This window comes from Acaryochloris thomasi RCC1774 (assembly GCF_003231495.1).
GTDB lineage: Bacteria > Cyanobacteriota > Cyanobacteriia > Thermosynechococcales > Thermosynechococcaceae > RCC1774.
In genome coordinates, this window is sequence record NZ_PQWO01000002.1 from 329,373 (window position 1) to 344,045 (window position 14,673).

12 protein-coding genes are annotated in these 14,673 nt (G+C 50.4%); 4 read left to right on the forward strand and 8 right to left on the reverse strand.

The annotated features are described in order from the left end of the window. Positions 1-100: 100 nt before the first annotated feature. From C1752_RS04485 to C1752_RS04500, 4 genes are all read right to left on the reverse strand, one after another. Complete coding sequence (locus tag C1752_RS04485; protein WP_110984844.1) at positions 101-559, reverse strand: hypothetical protein; 459 nt, start codon at positions 557-559, stop codon at positions 101-103. Between the two features lie 74 nt (positions 560-633). Continuing rightward, a complete protein-coding gene (locus C1752_RS04490; RefSeq protein ID WP_110984845.1) occupies positions 634-1,305 on the reverse strand; it encodes an energy-coupling factor ABC transporter ATP-binding protein in 672 nt (223 codons plus the stop codon). Next, the gene (locus tag C1752_RS04495) at positions 1,302-1,571 is read right to left on the reverse strand and encodes a UPF0367 protein family (RefSeq protein WP_110984846.1); all 270 of its coding nucleotides are present in this window, start codon (positions 1,569-1,571) and stop codon (positions 1,302-1,304) included. Before C1752_RS04495 ends, C1752_RS04490 begins: the two co-directional genes overlap by 4 nt. Before the next feature lie 110 nt (positions 1,572-1,681). Beyond that, positions 1,682-2,653 carry an aspartate carbamoyltransferase catalytic subunit gene (locus C1752_RS04500; RefSeq protein ID WP_110984847.1) on the reverse strand — a complete coding sequence of 324 codons (972 nt, stop codon included), beginning with the start codon at positions 2,651-2,653 and terminating at the stop codon, positions 1,682-1,684. A gap of 102 nt (positions 2,654-2,755) precedes the next feature. Between C1752_RS04500 and C1752_RS04505 the strand changes: the two genes are divergently transcribed. Further along, positions 2,756-3,811 carry an isocitrate/isopropylmalate family dehydrogenase gene (locus C1752_RS04505; protein WP_110984848.1) on the forward strand — a complete coding sequence of 352 codons (1,056 nt, stop codon included), beginning with the start codon at positions 2,756-2,758 and terminating at the stop codon, positions 3,809-3,811. A gap of 878 nt (positions 3,812-4,689) precedes the next feature. Here the strand turns inward: C1752_RS04505 and C1752_RS04510 are convergent. Then, a complete protein-coding gene (locus C1752_RS04510; protein ID WP_110985071.1) occupies positions 4,690-5,343 on the reverse strand; it encodes a class I SAM-dependent methyltransferase in 654 nt (217 codons plus the stop codon). Positions 5,344-5,523: 180 nt separating this feature from the next. On the opposite strand from C1752_RS04510, the gene C1752_RS04515 reads away from it, so the two are divergent. Then, positions 5,524-6,876, forward strand: a complete 1,353-nt coding sequence (locus C1752_RS04515; protein ID WP_110984849.1) for a spore maturation protein — start codon at positions 5,524-5,526, stop codon at positions 6,874-6,876. Positions 6,877-6,957: 81 nt separating this feature from the next. Then, complete coding sequence (locus C1752_RS04520) at positions 6,958-7,554, forward strand: DUF2059 domain-containing protein (RefSeq protein ID WP_110984850.1); 597 nt, start codon at positions 6,958-6,960, stop codon at positions 7,552-7,554. A 47-nt stretch (positions 7,555-7,601) separates the two neighbouring features. Here C1752_RS04520 and C1752_RS04525 read toward each other — a convergent pair whose 3' ends face one another. Next, on the reverse strand, positions 7,602-8,909 hold the full coding sequence (locus C1752_RS04525) for a recombinase family protein (RefSeq protein WP_110984851.1): 1,308 nt from the start codon (positions 8,907-8,909) through the stop codon (positions 7,602-7,604). 116 nt (positions 8,910-9,025) lie between these two features. Between C1752_RS04525 and C1752_RS04530 the strand changes: the two genes are divergently transcribed. Then, positions 9,026-9,610: a Uma2 family endonuclease gene (locus C1752_RS04530; RefSeq protein WP_110984852.1), complete on the forward strand. Its 585-nt coding sequence runs from the start codon at positions 9,026-9,028 to the stop codon at positions 9,608-9,610. Here C1752_RS04530 and C1752_RS04535 read toward each other — a convergent pair. Together C1752_RS04535 and C1752_RS04540 are read right to left on the reverse strand one after the other, a co-directional pair. Then, a complete protein-coding gene (locus C1752_RS04535) occupies positions 9,607-12,384 on the reverse strand; it encodes a UPF0182 family membrane protein (RefSeq protein WP_110984853.1) in 2,778 nt (925 codons plus the stop codon). The genes C1752_RS04530 and C1752_RS04535 overlap by 4 nt on opposite strands. Positions 12,385-12,480: 96 nt before the next feature. After that, positions 12,481-14,430: a GumC family protein gene (locus C1752_RS04540; protein WP_158535014.1), complete on the reverse strand. Its 1,950-nt coding sequence runs from the start codon at positions 14,428-14,430 to the stop codon at positions 12,481-12,483. Positions 14,431-14,673: the final 243 nt, after the last annotated feature.

Genomic DNA, 14,673 nt, shown 5'->3' on the forward strand with positions numbered 1-14,673 from the left:
GCCTCGTGTGAGAACTAACTCTTCTTGATAAACTCTAACTCGTTACCTCTGAATAAAAGATAGCTGTATAACGGCAGACTGCACTACTTCTCACTGATATTTACTGTGATCTTTTGGAGGCATATAGATATGTTGCCGCAGATATAAGAAGGAATAAGCAGGCACAAAGTGCGACAGACATATAGATAATATTGAAGCCGGTCTCTATATATTGAGCAACGGCCACCCCAACAATGGTGGAAAACCCCAGAAACAATACATTGCTGATACTTTTGTATGTCCATCTGCTGGAATACTTAGTGAGCTTTCTTTGTCTCAAAATCCCAAACTTGATACTCTCTAGCTGTATGTTTTCGAGCTTTATCTCAGTGAAAGTTATAAGAAAGAAAAGTAAGATACTAGCTATAAACAGTAGATCGCGAATACTTCCTGGAATTTTGAGATCACCTGCACAGAAAAAAGATACGCCATAGAAAACATAAGATAGCTTCTGTAAAAATGTAAAAAAAATATAAGCCGCAGTTCTTCTGCCAGTAATAGAGCCTAATCCTAAATTCATCGTTTATCCTTTGTTCGTCAACCGGATAAAGTCTTGTTTTTTCAAAACTTGCTTTGTGGCCAAGTCTGCCCTATTTATACCGCAGCCCACTTTTGCAGCAGTTTCTCACGCACTTGCTTTGGATCGCCCTGTTCTGTCACGCGGCCATGCTCCAGCAAAACAGCGCCATCACAGTACTCCAGTTCCTCGAGTCGATGCGTGACCCATAGGGCCGATAAGCCTCTGCGTTTAACAATGCTTTGCACCTGCCGCACTAGCTCTATTTGACTATCAGGGTCGAGTAGAGCAGTTGGTTCATCTAACAATAAAAGTTCGCAGTGACGTGCGATCGCACCGGCAATGGCAATTCGTTGCTTTTGCCCGCCGCTGAGGGCATAAATCGGACGGTTACGCAGATGCCATAGATTGACGGCGGTGAGCGCTTCTTCAACCCGCTTTCGCACCTCGGGCAAAGAGAGTTTTTCCTCCACGAGCCCAAAGGCGACATCGGCCCCCACCGTCGGCATCACAAGCTGATGATCGGGGTTCTGGAACACGAAGCCCACAGGATTAGCCACTTCTAGCAAACCTGACTGAGGGACGAGCAAACTGACTAGCAGCTTTAGGAGCGTAGATTTACCGCTGCCGTTGGTGCCCAAGAGCATCCAAAACTCACCCTTGGGCATCGTCAGAGAACAGCGATCTAGAACAGGTTTATCTGCTGACCACCCAAAACATAAATCTTCGAGGGTGATAGCGTTGGTCATGAATTGATGGCTGCAAAAAAGCCAGGGACATTAGCCCCGCCGCCTCCGCTCGATTTATCTGAGATCTGAACTGCAGAAATCTCGCTGCTGAGGACGCCGATCTTCTTGTCAGTGTCGCGATCGCACGTCAGCTCCAGCAATTGAGAACTTGAGGATTGAACCGCCGTCAAAATCTTTTGGTAGAGCGCCTCAGCATCATCCGTCTCTTTCCGTTGGACGGCCAAAGCGAGGGGAGTGCCGCGTAAGGTTACTTCAATGGTGTACATAAATCATGTTCTTGGGTGAGTCGTTTATACATAGTCACCAGCGGTTGGCTGGGAGACTACGCTATGCTCCAGTATTGCAAATTTCGCCAGCGGCAGGGCAGATTTCCGCCCTAATTTTCGCCACTTCCCATCAGGTACAGCAGCGCCATCCTTACCGCTACGCCGCTGGTGACCTGTTGACTCACTAAGCTGAGGGCCGGATCATCCATCAAGTCTGAGCTAATTTCTACCCCGCGATTAGTGGGGCCGGGGTGCAGAATTTTGACGCTGGGCTGGCAGAGTTGGATGCGATCGCGCGTAATCCCATAGCGTTGGTAATACTCTCGAATGCTGGGAATTAAATGCTGGGCCATCCGCTCATGCTGCAGGCGCAGCGTCATTACAAAATCAGCCTCTCGAAGGGCTGGCTCCAGCTCCCAGTGAACGGTGGCACCGTAGTCTGAGAACGCTTCGGGTGCCAGCGTTGGCGGACCGGCAATGTGGACCTCTGCACCACAGGTGACCAGGCTGGCAAGATTAGAGCGGGCAACCCGTGAATGGAGAATATCGCCCACAATCGCAATTTTTTTGCCCTTCAGCAGTTCGGTGTTGGGATTGTGAGCGTCCAGCGTACAGCATAGGGTAAACAAATCCAGCAGCCCCTGGGACGGATGCTCATGGAAGCCGTCACCTGCATTGAGGACGCCTACTTTCCCCCCCAGCCGATCCATTGCGGTGGCAATCATCTGCGGTACTCCGGCCTCTTGGTGACGAATCACCATCAAATCGGTCCCCATGGCCAGGAACGTTTTCGCCGTGTCCAGAATTGTTTCCCCTTTACTGAGGGAAGAGGTTCCGGGCGAGAAATTGAGGACATCGGCAGAGAGTCGCTTCGCCGCCAGCTCAAAACTGCTGCGGGTCCGGGTTGAAGGTTCAAAAAATAGGTTGGTTACTAAGCGGGCCTGCAGCGTCGGGACTTTCTTGGCGCGGCGTTTTAGCACCCCACTAAAGCTGTGGGCGGTCTGCAAAACAATATCGAGTTCCTGGGCCGTGAAGTCAGCCAGTGAGAGGACGTGGTGACGATTCCAGGTAGCAGCGGCCATAGGCAGAGAAGTCAGGGGACAGTGGCACAGACCAAAATTGAAACGTGGTCTCCGGTATGATGATATCTCGCAGCTTGCATCCAAGTCAGGGGGAGATCAGGCATGGGCTATCCGGTCACGTTAATTCGGGGTGATGGCATTGGGCCAGAGGTAACAGAAGCTGTCCGCATTGCGATCGATGCGACAGGCGTTGCTGTTGATTGGAACATTGTCGATACGGGACGTGAAGCGACGGAGGCCGATTCGATTGCGTCCCAAGTTCTGGGAGCCATGCGAGAAACAAAAGTGGCGATCGCTGGCCCCTTCGCAGCGGCCGCAAATCAGAGGTCTCAGCCTGCGATGGCTAAGATTCGCAAGCAGCTACAGCTCTATGCCCATCTGCAACCCGCAAAATCGATGGTGGGGAGCAACTTCAGTGACATCAATCTGCTGCTCGTGTACGAAAGCGCGAATGTCTCTGCTGGGTTTGGGTTTGATCGCACGACAAATGAAGCGGCTGATGTGCGCGATTATCTAGCGAGGATGTCGGGTATCCCTATTTATGAAGATGCGGCCTTAGATATTCGTTTAGTGTCGGTGTTGGGCTGCCGCCGCCTGATGGAATGCGCCTTTGAGCAAGCTCGGACGCATGATCGACACAAAGTGACAGCGGTTCACAGAAGCGATACTCAACCCTTTACCGATGGCCTGTTCCTAGAGATCGCCCGCGAAATAGCGAAGGACTATCTCAAGATTGAGTTTGAAGACTGTCTGGCTGACACGCTCTGTACGCAACTCATCCAGACGCCTCAAAACTACGATGTACTGGTCATGCCCCACCTGTATGGCCAGATGATCTCTGATCTGTGTACAGGAATGAATGGGGGTGCCAGCGTGACGCCGCGCGCCACCTTGGGTGATGAATATGCTATTTTCGACGCCGTTCATGGACCTGTGCCTCAGCTTGCGGGCCAGAACAAGGTAAACCCCACTGCGCTGATTTTGTCCGGCGTTATGCTGCTGCGGCACCTGGGTGAGTATGCGGCTGCCCAGCAGCTTCAGGCGGCGGTGGAAACCGTCATTGCCCAACAGAAAGCCGTGACTGATGATTTAGTACCAGAGGGCACTCAACCCGTCGGAACCCGAGAGATGGCAGATGCGATCGCATCTGCCATCTAAGCCACACTCTGCACCTGAAGCGGCGCTAAAGGCTAGACGAGCAGTAGGCTTGTCTACTGGATCGCACAGCGCTAGGGGCGTCGGAACTGCTGCATGCGCTGCAGAAATATCAAGAGACAATAGATCGAGAGAATGTACCCGGTGGCAATCGCCGGGATCATCAGGGGAACGTTGAAGGCAATCATGATGGAGGAGTGAGTGAGTGGAGTAAGGCCCAGAATATAAGGCTCAAGCAAACTTCATGCGCAAGCGTACCCAATCATTGCGCTATCGCTGCCTCAATAATCGATTGGTTCGCCTAACAGCCTTGACTGAGAGTGGTGTCTCAAAACCTGACAGCCTCAGGGCTGCTGTTTGTGACTCTGAAGTGAAGATCAACTTCAGGAAGCTGAAATAATTAAACCCAGCAAGCTGAACTGATTAAACTCAGTAATTAAAGAAAGAGGCTCAAGGTCGCCTATCTCTTTTCTTCTACAAGGCAATGAAACTCAACTAGTTTTAGGATGCCCTCACACCGGATAGAAACTTGCTAAGCCCATGAGTTTTTCTAAACCCTTGCTTCTAAGATAGCATTAGATTCTGAGAATCGTCACGATCAAGACTGAATAAAAGATACATTTCTTATTGATGTCCGAGGGCTTTGAAGAAATATACCTTTAGCTATTTTGAATTGATCGATATGCGTAGAAAATGGGCACTCATTTTAGTTGCCTCGCTTGTTTTTGTTAAGAAATGTTAGTAGAAACAGGCGATAAGGGGAACTTATCTTTGTCTTTTTGATCATATTTCTCCCAAGTTGCTGCAGCGTAAGGGATATCACTGTTCAGATGTTGTGCTGTAGCCTGAGTTCCGTCTTGGGGGTCGAAGCAGATCAGAGTTTACTTGGTTGCGGTGCCGATGATGTGGGGTTTGACGATTGCGATCGGTACCGGACCCTCAAAAGCTTCGTGACTGATGTTGCTGAATCCAGCCTCTGCTAATGCCTTCTCAATGTTGCGATCAGGGCAGCAGCCGTCGCCAATGATCTGCCAGAGCGGACGAATACCGACTTGAGCTTGGCGTAGTAGAGTGCCGGCTGGCGCGGCCACATGCTCAATAAATAAGAACCGACCACCGGGCTTCAGGACGCGCAAAATCTCTTGAAGCGTTGCCGCTAGGTCTGGGACAGAACAAAGCACTAAGGTGCTAATCACCGTGTCAATACTGCCGTCGGTAATGCCTGAATTCCCTGCCGTTTCTGTGCGGAGATCAATATTTTTAAGGCCCAGCTGCTCTGCTTCTTGGTGCAGGTAAGAATGCATGTATTGGTTTGGTTCGAGGCCGATCCAGTGGGTATTGGGCTGCAGATAGCGAAGGTTGACGCCTGCTCCAGGACCGATTTCTAAGACCTCTCCCTGCAGGTTGGCAAAAAGGGTGTGTTTACGGGTTGCGATCTCACCTTCATAATCTGCCGCCGCTGTTGCCATTGCCCAGGCAAAAAAGCGCTTGTACCATTGCGGACCGTCATAAACATCATTATTAGATTTCGCCATTGACCGACTCCAGATTGCTTGTTCCCCTGCCATAGATCTGTCCTCAACTTGTCAGACAAATCCTTGCCGCAATCGTAGCGGATCGTAACCTTTGATCTCCAATGTTCAAAGATAGTCTATGCTAAACGCCATTAGATTTTGTCGCCAAAGCAAAATCATTGCCCTAGGAGAAAGAGCACCATGAAAAAGGCGTCATCGCCCCTCAACGTGATTTGGCTGTTTATGATTGTCTTTGCCACAATCATTGCCGGCTATACCGGTCAAATGGCCGCCGTCACCGCAGCCACTTTCGAATCTGCGGAAACCGCTGTCGAGCTAGCGATTGGCCTTGTGGGCGCGATGGCTCTGTGGCTCGGGATTCTCAAGGTGATTGAAGCCGCAGGTCTTATGGCTCTGATTGCGCGCTGGATTCGTCCACTAATGGTGCGGCTCTTTCCGGAGGTGCCTGCAGATCACCCGGCGATGTCCGCCATGCTGATGAACATCGCAGCCAACGGCCTCGGCCTCGGGAATGCCGCGACGCCTTTGGGGCTGAAGGCGATGACTGAACTTAATAAGCTCAACGCTAACCCCGGGACGGCCACCAATGCTATGTGTTTGTTTCTTGCCATCAACACTTCCTCGGTGACCCTGCTGCCCATCGAAGTGATTGCGTTGCGCTCGAGCGCGGGGGCTGACAATCCCGGCAGCATTATTATTCCGACCTTGGTCGCAACGCTTTGCTCTACGGCGGTGGCGATTACCATGGCCAAACTGCTGGCCGCTAGAGGCACCAAATTAGAGGCAAAGTCTGTCCCAACCGTTGAACATGAACCCCTAGATTCTGCTATTGAGAATGATTTAGCCGCCAGCGACTCACCGACAGATGAACCGGCGGACCTTTCACCCCCTGGAACTATTGGTAACGTTGTCTTTGGAGGCTTGGCGCTGGTCTTAAGCGCCGCCATTCTCTACAAGTTGGTAACTAGTTTGACGACGGCGGTCAACGGCGTACCCTACTTTCTCACGACTGACTTTGTCAGCGTTGCCTCCCATTGGCTATTACCGACGGTGATCTGCCTATTTTTATTGGTGAGTTACTTTCGTGGCGTCAAAGTCTATGAAGTTATGACTGAAGGGGCAAAAGAAGGCTTCGAGATTGCCATCCGCATTATTCCCTTTTTGGTTGCCATTTTGGTTGCGATCGGGATGTTCCGGGCCAGTGGTGCTTTAGACCTAATGGCTACCGCGCTGCTGCCCGTTACCTCCCTGATTGGGCTGCCGCCGGAAGCGCTACCGATGGCTCTAATCCGTCCACTTTCTGGCGGCGGTGCCTATGGTCTCATGTCTGATATTGTCTCCAACGACCCCAATAGCTTTTTGGCCGACTTAGTTTCAACCATGCAGGGATCTACAGAAACCACTTTCTATGTTCTGGCGGTTTACTTTGGCAGTATTGGTATTTCTCGTTCTCGCCATGCGGTACCCGCCGCTCTCTGTGCCGACGCTACAGGTTTGCTGGCCTCTCTCGCGGTGTGTCGTTTCCTGTTCTAGGCGGCTTCAACTTGTGGCCCTAATCAGAACTTCAGGCTACCCTTGATGTCTGAAGTTCTGAAGCGTTAGAGACTAGAAGTCATGCTCAAATCCGCCGTTAATATTATCTGTCTGGCCTGTCTTTTTGGTGTTCCTAGTACTCTCACGGCGAGTGCTCAGTCATCTCCTGCATCTATCTCAACGGATGCGCCCACCGTTTCGCCGGAGCGGCAAGCTCTGGTAGAAGAATTGTTGGTATTGACCAAGCAGGAAGAGAGCGCGAATCGGATGCTAGATTCAATGCTGATGCAAATTGAGACGACGTTGCCTCAGTTTTTGAGCGATACGCTATCTAAGACCACCAATCTCAAAGATCAGGCGCTGCAGGAGCAGGTCACTGCTCTCTCTGCCCGCATGGCGAAACGCTATCGAGAGCTATTGCTCCAGCGAATTGATATTGGCCAAATCACAACGCAAATCAATTCGTCGCTTTATGCGAAGTACTACACTGAAGGCGAATTACAGGGGTTGATTGATTTTTATCGCACGCCGTTGGGTCAAAAGACCATTGAGATTACGCCGCAGCTCTCAGAAGAGGCGCTGCAGCAGTCTAATAAACTGTTGCTACCTAAGGTGATGGAGGTGGTGCAGGAAATCATTGCTGAAGAGTTCGGTCAGCTCCAGTCTCCTGAACAATAAGGATGCGTCGCCTTTCGAGGCTCCTGATGCTGGGCCGCAGCCTGAATCTAAAAAATAAATTGGAGTGTGAGGGACCAGTCTTTACCCTCGCGGATAATCTCAATCTGACGGATAAATTCTCGAAAGTAAAAGCGACGTTCAGATTCTGACAAATCAAGCCAGAACTGCTCAATCGAGACAGTTTTGGCGATCTCTTTAAGATTGACAGGGGGCAACTGGGCTAGACGCTCTGTGAGGGCCGATATTTCGGTTTTGACGGTATAGGCTCTCAACTCGGCTGTTGCTAGGTCTAATACCTCAGTGTCGATGAGTTCCTGTAGCTGTCCCAGTACTTCTTGCTTCGCTGAGATTTGGGCTTCAACGCTTTGTTTGAGCTGGTTCATGATCGGGATATCGACGCCTTCCACTGCTTTCGGCAAGTTTGTACAAATCTGGCGGATGGTTTGTTCAAGGACTGAGGGATATGCGATCGCACCACACTTCTTCTTCAAAGGGCAGGCAATGGGCCGTAAATAAAGATATTCCTTCGTTTGCCGCCGAGCCGTCACCCGCGAAACCGTCATCGCCGACTTGCAATTAGCGCAGCTCACGATACCGGACAGCGATCTGGGTGCACTGGCGGAGCGAGGTGCTAGACGACGATTACGGCGCAGTAGCCGATCCACCTGTGCTGCTTCTTCTCGAGGTAGTAAGGCCGGATGAGCGTCAGGGATCGTATCTTGCCCCTGATAGAGCAAATCTCCACGATAGACCGGGCTGGTGAGCCAGCGTTGCCCAGTCGATACAGACACCTTTTTGCCGTGCCGTTTCGCAATGTGGCGTACCGCACCGCGCAGTGAACCATAGAGTAAAAAATGATTAAAGAAGTCTCGAACCACGGGGGCCACGCTGCGATCAATCACGTAGCGCTCTTTGCCCCGACGGTAGCCATAGGGTGCTCGACCGGGCGGTGGCTTGCCCTTCAGTCGATTTTGGGCATGACCATGCCGAATTTTGCGACTACGCTGCTGCGTCTGGACGGCCTCTAACAAGGCGAATAGCTGCAGAGCATCAGGAAATTCAGGTCGCGCCCCTTCAATCGGAGACTGGTAGTTTTGCTCAATGGCGAGAACCTCAGTGCCACCTGCTTCTAGGGCCGTGAGCTGCTCCATGACTGTAGAGAGAGAATCACCTAGTTCTTCCAATCGTCGAAATAAAAGATAGTCAGGGGGTGGAGTTTGGGTTCTCAACTTCTGAAGTTGGGGGCGACTAGGATCAAAGTCTTGGTAGACCTGATCGACTTCCCAGCCCCACACCTCGATACTAAGAGGGGCCTCCCAGGTGATGTCTTGGTAGAGGTAGGCAACGATCTGCATAGAGAGGTGCGGGTTTCTCCTGAATATGCTTGCCTATTTTATGCAGTGCACTGCCATACCGCATAGGATGAGAATGTCTTCTCTCCATCTGTGGACATCTTAGAGACCTTAAGCTCATGCAAATTCAAGCAGAACCACGGTCTTATACGCCTGAAGAATATCTAGAGCTAGAAGCCCAAGCAGACTATAAGAGCGAGTATCGAGATGGCAAGATTGTCCCGATGACCGGCGGCACGACTGATCATAACGAGATAACCCTAAATTTGGCGGCAGCTCTCAAGTTCGCATTACGAGGCAGAGCCTACAAAGTCTACATAGGTGATGTGAAACTATGGATTCCTCGATATCGCTTGTATGCATACCCTGATGTCATGGTGATCAAGGGCGACCCTATCTATGCTGAACCCGGCACCACTACCGTTATGAATCCAATGCTGATTGTGGAAGTGCTTTCTAAGTCCACGCGTAACTATGACCTAGGGGAAAAGTTTCAAGCCTATCGCTCTGTCCCAGATTTACAGGAATACTGCGTAGTGGACCAAAGCCAATACTCTGCCATTCAGCACAGCAAAACGGACTCAGGACAGTGGCTGCTTACCGAATACGAAGCTCAAGCTTCTGTTTTGAAGTTCAGCTCAGTTGCCTTTCAGATTCCCTTCAACGATCTCTACGCTGGCGTCAGTTTTACAGAACAGCGCTAGCTTCCTTGATTGAGCTGCTGTAGTTGCTTTTCTAGATCTTGCTGGTGGCGACCATACTCTGCCCAGTTGCCGTTTTGGAGCGCACTCTTGGCTTTTCGGTAGGTCTCTAGGGCATTCTTCGCTAAGGATTTAGATGGAGCGCTCGGTTCCGCGGCTGGAGCCTGCTCTGGTGGGGGTTGTTTGGCTTGTTGTTGCGCGGCTGATTTCTGAGCCTGCCCTTTGCCAAACAAGGTTGCTAGTGCTTTATCCAGCGTATCCTCCATAACGATTGCATTATCGTAGGAGACGATCACCCGCTTCAGTTCCGGAAGCTGTCCCTGTTCAGCGCGCAAATAGATCGGCTCCACATAGAGCAGCGACTCCTCAATCGGAATCACTAATAGATCGCCGCGAATGACTTTAGACCCAGCTTGGCTCCAGAGGGTGAGCTGCTGAGAGATGGATGGGGTCTGATCAATCCGGGCTTCAATCTGACGGGGACCGTAGACGAGTTTTTGCTTGGGAAACTCGTACAGCAATAGTTCTTCTATATCGTCTGAGCGAGCTGCCATCCAGGCGATCATGTTGTCTTTGTTGGTGGGGGTAAACGGCAGAATCAGCATGAATTCAGTTTTGCTCTGCCCCGGTAGCCGCATGGTGACGTAGTACGGTTCCATCGTCATCTGCTGCTCTGAGCCTTCAAAGGACTGCTTGGGAAACGCCCACAGATCTTCTCGGTTGTAGAAGACCTCGGGGGTTTCCATATGGTAGGCGCGATACATTTGGGCCTGAATCTTAAACAGATCGAGCGGATATCGAAAATGGTCTTGGACCTCTTTTGGAATCTCGGTCTTGAATAAGTTGGGGAATATTTTGCGATAGGTCTCGAGAACCGGATCTGCTTGATCTACTGCATAGAACTGCATGGTGCCGTCGTAAGCATCGATCTGTACTTTGACGGAGTTGCGAATGTAGTTGACTTCATCGCGGACCAGTTCGTAGTCGCTTTGGTTCCGAATCACGTCCCCGGCACCGGGACTGAAAACAACCGGTTCTGCGTAGGGATAGCGGTTACTGGTGGTGTAGGCGTCCACGAGCCACTGAAGACGACCGTCGATGACCACTAGGTAAGGATCGTGATCAAATCTCAAGAAGGGGGCGACCCGCTGGATGCGATCGCGAATCTGTCGATGATAGTGAATGCGCGATCCATCCTGAAAGTAGTTTGAAATCAAAAGCTGCAGGCTGCTGAACTTCAGGGAGTAGGCCGTCCGCTGCCAGACATTTGCCATTGGGACGCCGCCCTTGCCGCTGTAGTTTGTGGTGGCGTTTTCGTTACCCACCGGGTAGTCGAATTCTTTGGTGGTTGTGCCTGTGAAAATATAGTTGTCCGTCGCTTCGCCATAGTAGATAGCAGGCTGCTTGATGGGTAGATCAACTGCAGATTCGGGGGGGATATTTTTAACATAAAACTCGGGTAAGCCATCAGTCGTGGCCTGATTCACGGGACTCATTGCCAAGCCGTAGCCGTGGGTATATTTAAGACGCTGGTTAACCCAGGTTTTCGCTTTAGCCGCCAGCTCATCAATATCTAGCTCTCGGGCGGAAAGCATTACCTGTTGGCTCTCGCCGTTGAGGGTGTAGCGATCAACATCCACATCTTTGAAAGAATAATACAGCCGAATTTCCTGGAGCTGCCGGTAGGTACTGAGGAGGGAATTTGCACCCCACAGGCGAATATTGCTGAGGGTGGGCTGATGCTGCTGTAGCGTTTGGGGGCTGAGTTCGGCTTTGGCGGCGTAGTTCTGTCGCTGCACGTCACTGAGCTGATAGGCTGCCTGCGTTAATTTAATACTGTTGGCGATGTAGGGCGTTTCTTTTTCCAGTTCGTTCGGTTCGACCACCAAGGTTTGCTGTGCCCAGGGGTAGATGCCGTTGAAGATGATTAATGCGGCAATGAAGACGCCAATTCCAATTGCAGGCAGAACCACTTGGTTTTTGCGGATAGAAATTAAGACGAGAATCGCCAGCACAAGAGAAATGCCAGTCAAAATGCTGTAGGCCTGCAGTCGAGCATGGACATCGGTATAGCCAGCCCCGAATACGACGCCTGTGGGCGAATACATGAGCTGGTAGCGCTCTAGCCAGAAGCCGAGGGCTGTGAAAAGTGCGATCGCAACCACCAATAAACTCACGTGCCGTTTCGGCGCACCGATCAGAGCACGACGCCACCCTGAATCAAGACTGATCGAACCTTTAAGCGTATAGACAAACAGAGCTACAACTAGACTCCAGATCAGCAGCAGCATCACCCAGGCCCGCAGCGTTTCGTAAAGGGGCAAGCTAAACAAATAAAACCCGATGTCGTGGCTAAAGATCGGATCTTGAATCCCAAATGAACTGCGATTTAAAAACTTGAGGATCTTTTCCCATTCAGTCACGCTAGCGACTGCCGCGCCCCAGGCAATGACGCCAATCAATCCTATTGCCAAACACCGCGTAATCAGATTGGTGTATCCAGAGTATTGCGTGTTGTCGAGATAGTGGAACGCCCGGTCGCGGCTCCCTCGCATGGCCACCCAATAGTTGCCCCACATAAACAGCGCGTACAGTGCAAAGGTCACCACACCCATCAGAACCTGCCAGCTCAGTCGAGTCCAAAAGACATCGGCATAGCCCACCGCCTCGTACCACCAAGATTCAGTCAGCATCCCCACCAGCAAACGGATACAGGGAATGCTCACAATCAAAACGATGAGCAAAATCAGATAAACACGGACGCGCCGGTTATTCATGCGTTAGCCAACCTTAACAGTGCGGAGATCGTCGCTTTGCTGTCATTCTCCCAGAGGATGCCGACTTCGCGTGATGGACGTGGAGGTGAACAGACTCTAGGCCGCGACCTTAATCGGAGCAACATTAGCATTGGAAATTGCAAAATTTTCTTCCCAGCCCTTACGATTAGATAGACCAAAATAACCCGGGTCATTAATGGCTAAGCCCACCAAGTTCAGATGAGCAGGTGTCAGAAGCTGCAGCGTATCTTGAACGGAGAAACGGGTGCTTTTCCCTGGGCGAACAACCAGCAGTACATTGTCAACCACCATAGATATCAAGGTTGCTGTACTCCCTGACTGGACAGGAGGCGTATCGAGAATCACGAAATCATAGCGCTGAGAGTCCATAATCCTTTCGACTTCTGCCTCAAATTCAGATCGACCTGAAAATTCAAGGTGCCCTACCTGCATCCCCTCTGGCTTAGTTTCATCGATCTGACATCTTGAAGAACCCCGACGCTGAACTGAATGACTGAATCTGGACTCCAGCGGTGGGGGGGGCGTCTCTGATTCTACGCTTGCCGAAGTATCTATATGCACAACCAGTACCTTAAGACCTAAAGCCTCTAATGCCTTTGCTAAATGGAGGGCAATGGTTGTTTTGCCTTCTCCTGAGATGGCGCTGGTGACCATGAGGCAACGGTTAGGAATTTCTTGAATGAGAAGACCATAGGCCATTTTCAAAAAAGCAGCTTCCCCGCCACTGAGAGGTAGCAGTGTCTCGGCGGCGCTGCTGGACTGCTGAAGTTTGGGAATTCGCGTTGCCACTGGGAAAGAGGTCTCTGCTAAATCTTGGGGCCTTAGAAGAGGATTACGTCGCTCTAATATCAACAAAAGAATGAGACTGCCAAAACCTGCTGCGAAAAGCGAATGAACAGCAATCCAGAATCGGTTAGAGGTGGGAATTGGGTTGAGCGTTGGGGTGTTTAAGAGTTGAACATTGGGATAGCTTTGCAGTGCATCGGCTCGGCTTCTTTCTACCTGAGAAATTAATTCGTTGAAGGTTCTTTTACTCACGTTTAACCTGCGCTTTAAAGTATCTAAACGTGACTGCTGGCGAGGGAGAGACCTCAGATTAGCTTCGAGCAAGCTAATGCGTAATTCAATGTTTTGAGCCTGTTTTCGTTTGCTGCTGGCGCTGTTTTCTAAAAGCGTAATTTGCTCGGTAATTTCTTTTTGTCCCTCTACTCCTATACCTGTTAGAGGCGCGGCTGTATTCTGAGCAAAAGCCTGAACTTTATACTGCTCTAGCTGTTGTCTTAAGTTGTCGCGCTTAGACCGCAAAGCTTTGATATAGGGATGGCTTTCTGTTAACTCGGTCCGCTTTTCTCTGAGCTCGGTGGTGACGACTGTCAACTCCTGAAGAACCAGTTGATATTCGGTATCTTCTGCTGAATCTGACTCTGAAACTGGAATGGTTGCTTGAGTCAAGAGGTTTAGGCGGCTTGACAATACCTGGCTCTGGCTCGCATCTCTGTTGGCCTCAAGTAGTGCCAGTTCTTGAATTTTTTTGAGATCAGAAATGAGGGAAATAATGGCTTCTGCTTGCCTTTGAGTGTCCACTAAGCCCGCAGCTTTGCGATAGCGTGCTAGCTCATGTTCTGCATCCGACAGATCTCGACTGGCCTGTTTAAGATCGGCTTGATAAAAGGCTTGTCTGCTCGCAACATCTGCGCTGCGAAGATCGCTCAGATGCTCTTGATAGGTTTGTGTGACAATCTGGGCTCTTTGCAAGACAACCTCTGGCGTCAATCCTTTCGCGCTGATTGAAAATACATTTGAATTCTCAATTAAATCAACATCAAAAAAATTTCTGTATTTGTGTACATCAGAGATTTTCTCAAGCTCAGGATCTCGCTCTAATACTTTCTGAAGTAGGTTGTCGCTAGATAGTATTTCAACTTGAGCATTGAGAGGGTTAACGACGAGTAATGAAGAGATAGGGCGATCCCCTTGAGAATCAGCATCAAAAAGCTCTTCGTTCGTCTTTGCTGCCGTCTCCATCTGGGGAACAGACAGTTTAGATGTTGCTGTCCAGAATTGAGTGTCTCGTTGCCAGGCAACACAAAAACATGAAAATACTAGAAAATTCCAGAGTGCTATAGACTTCCCGTGCCTAAAAATCGTAATTAGTATAGTCATCTTTTTAGATTTGAGCCGCTGAACTTGAGTCGGTAACAGCGATATAGCTAAACGGTCTAAGATGACTAATTTTAGCTTACTCTAGCTCCTTCACAGATGCTGTTA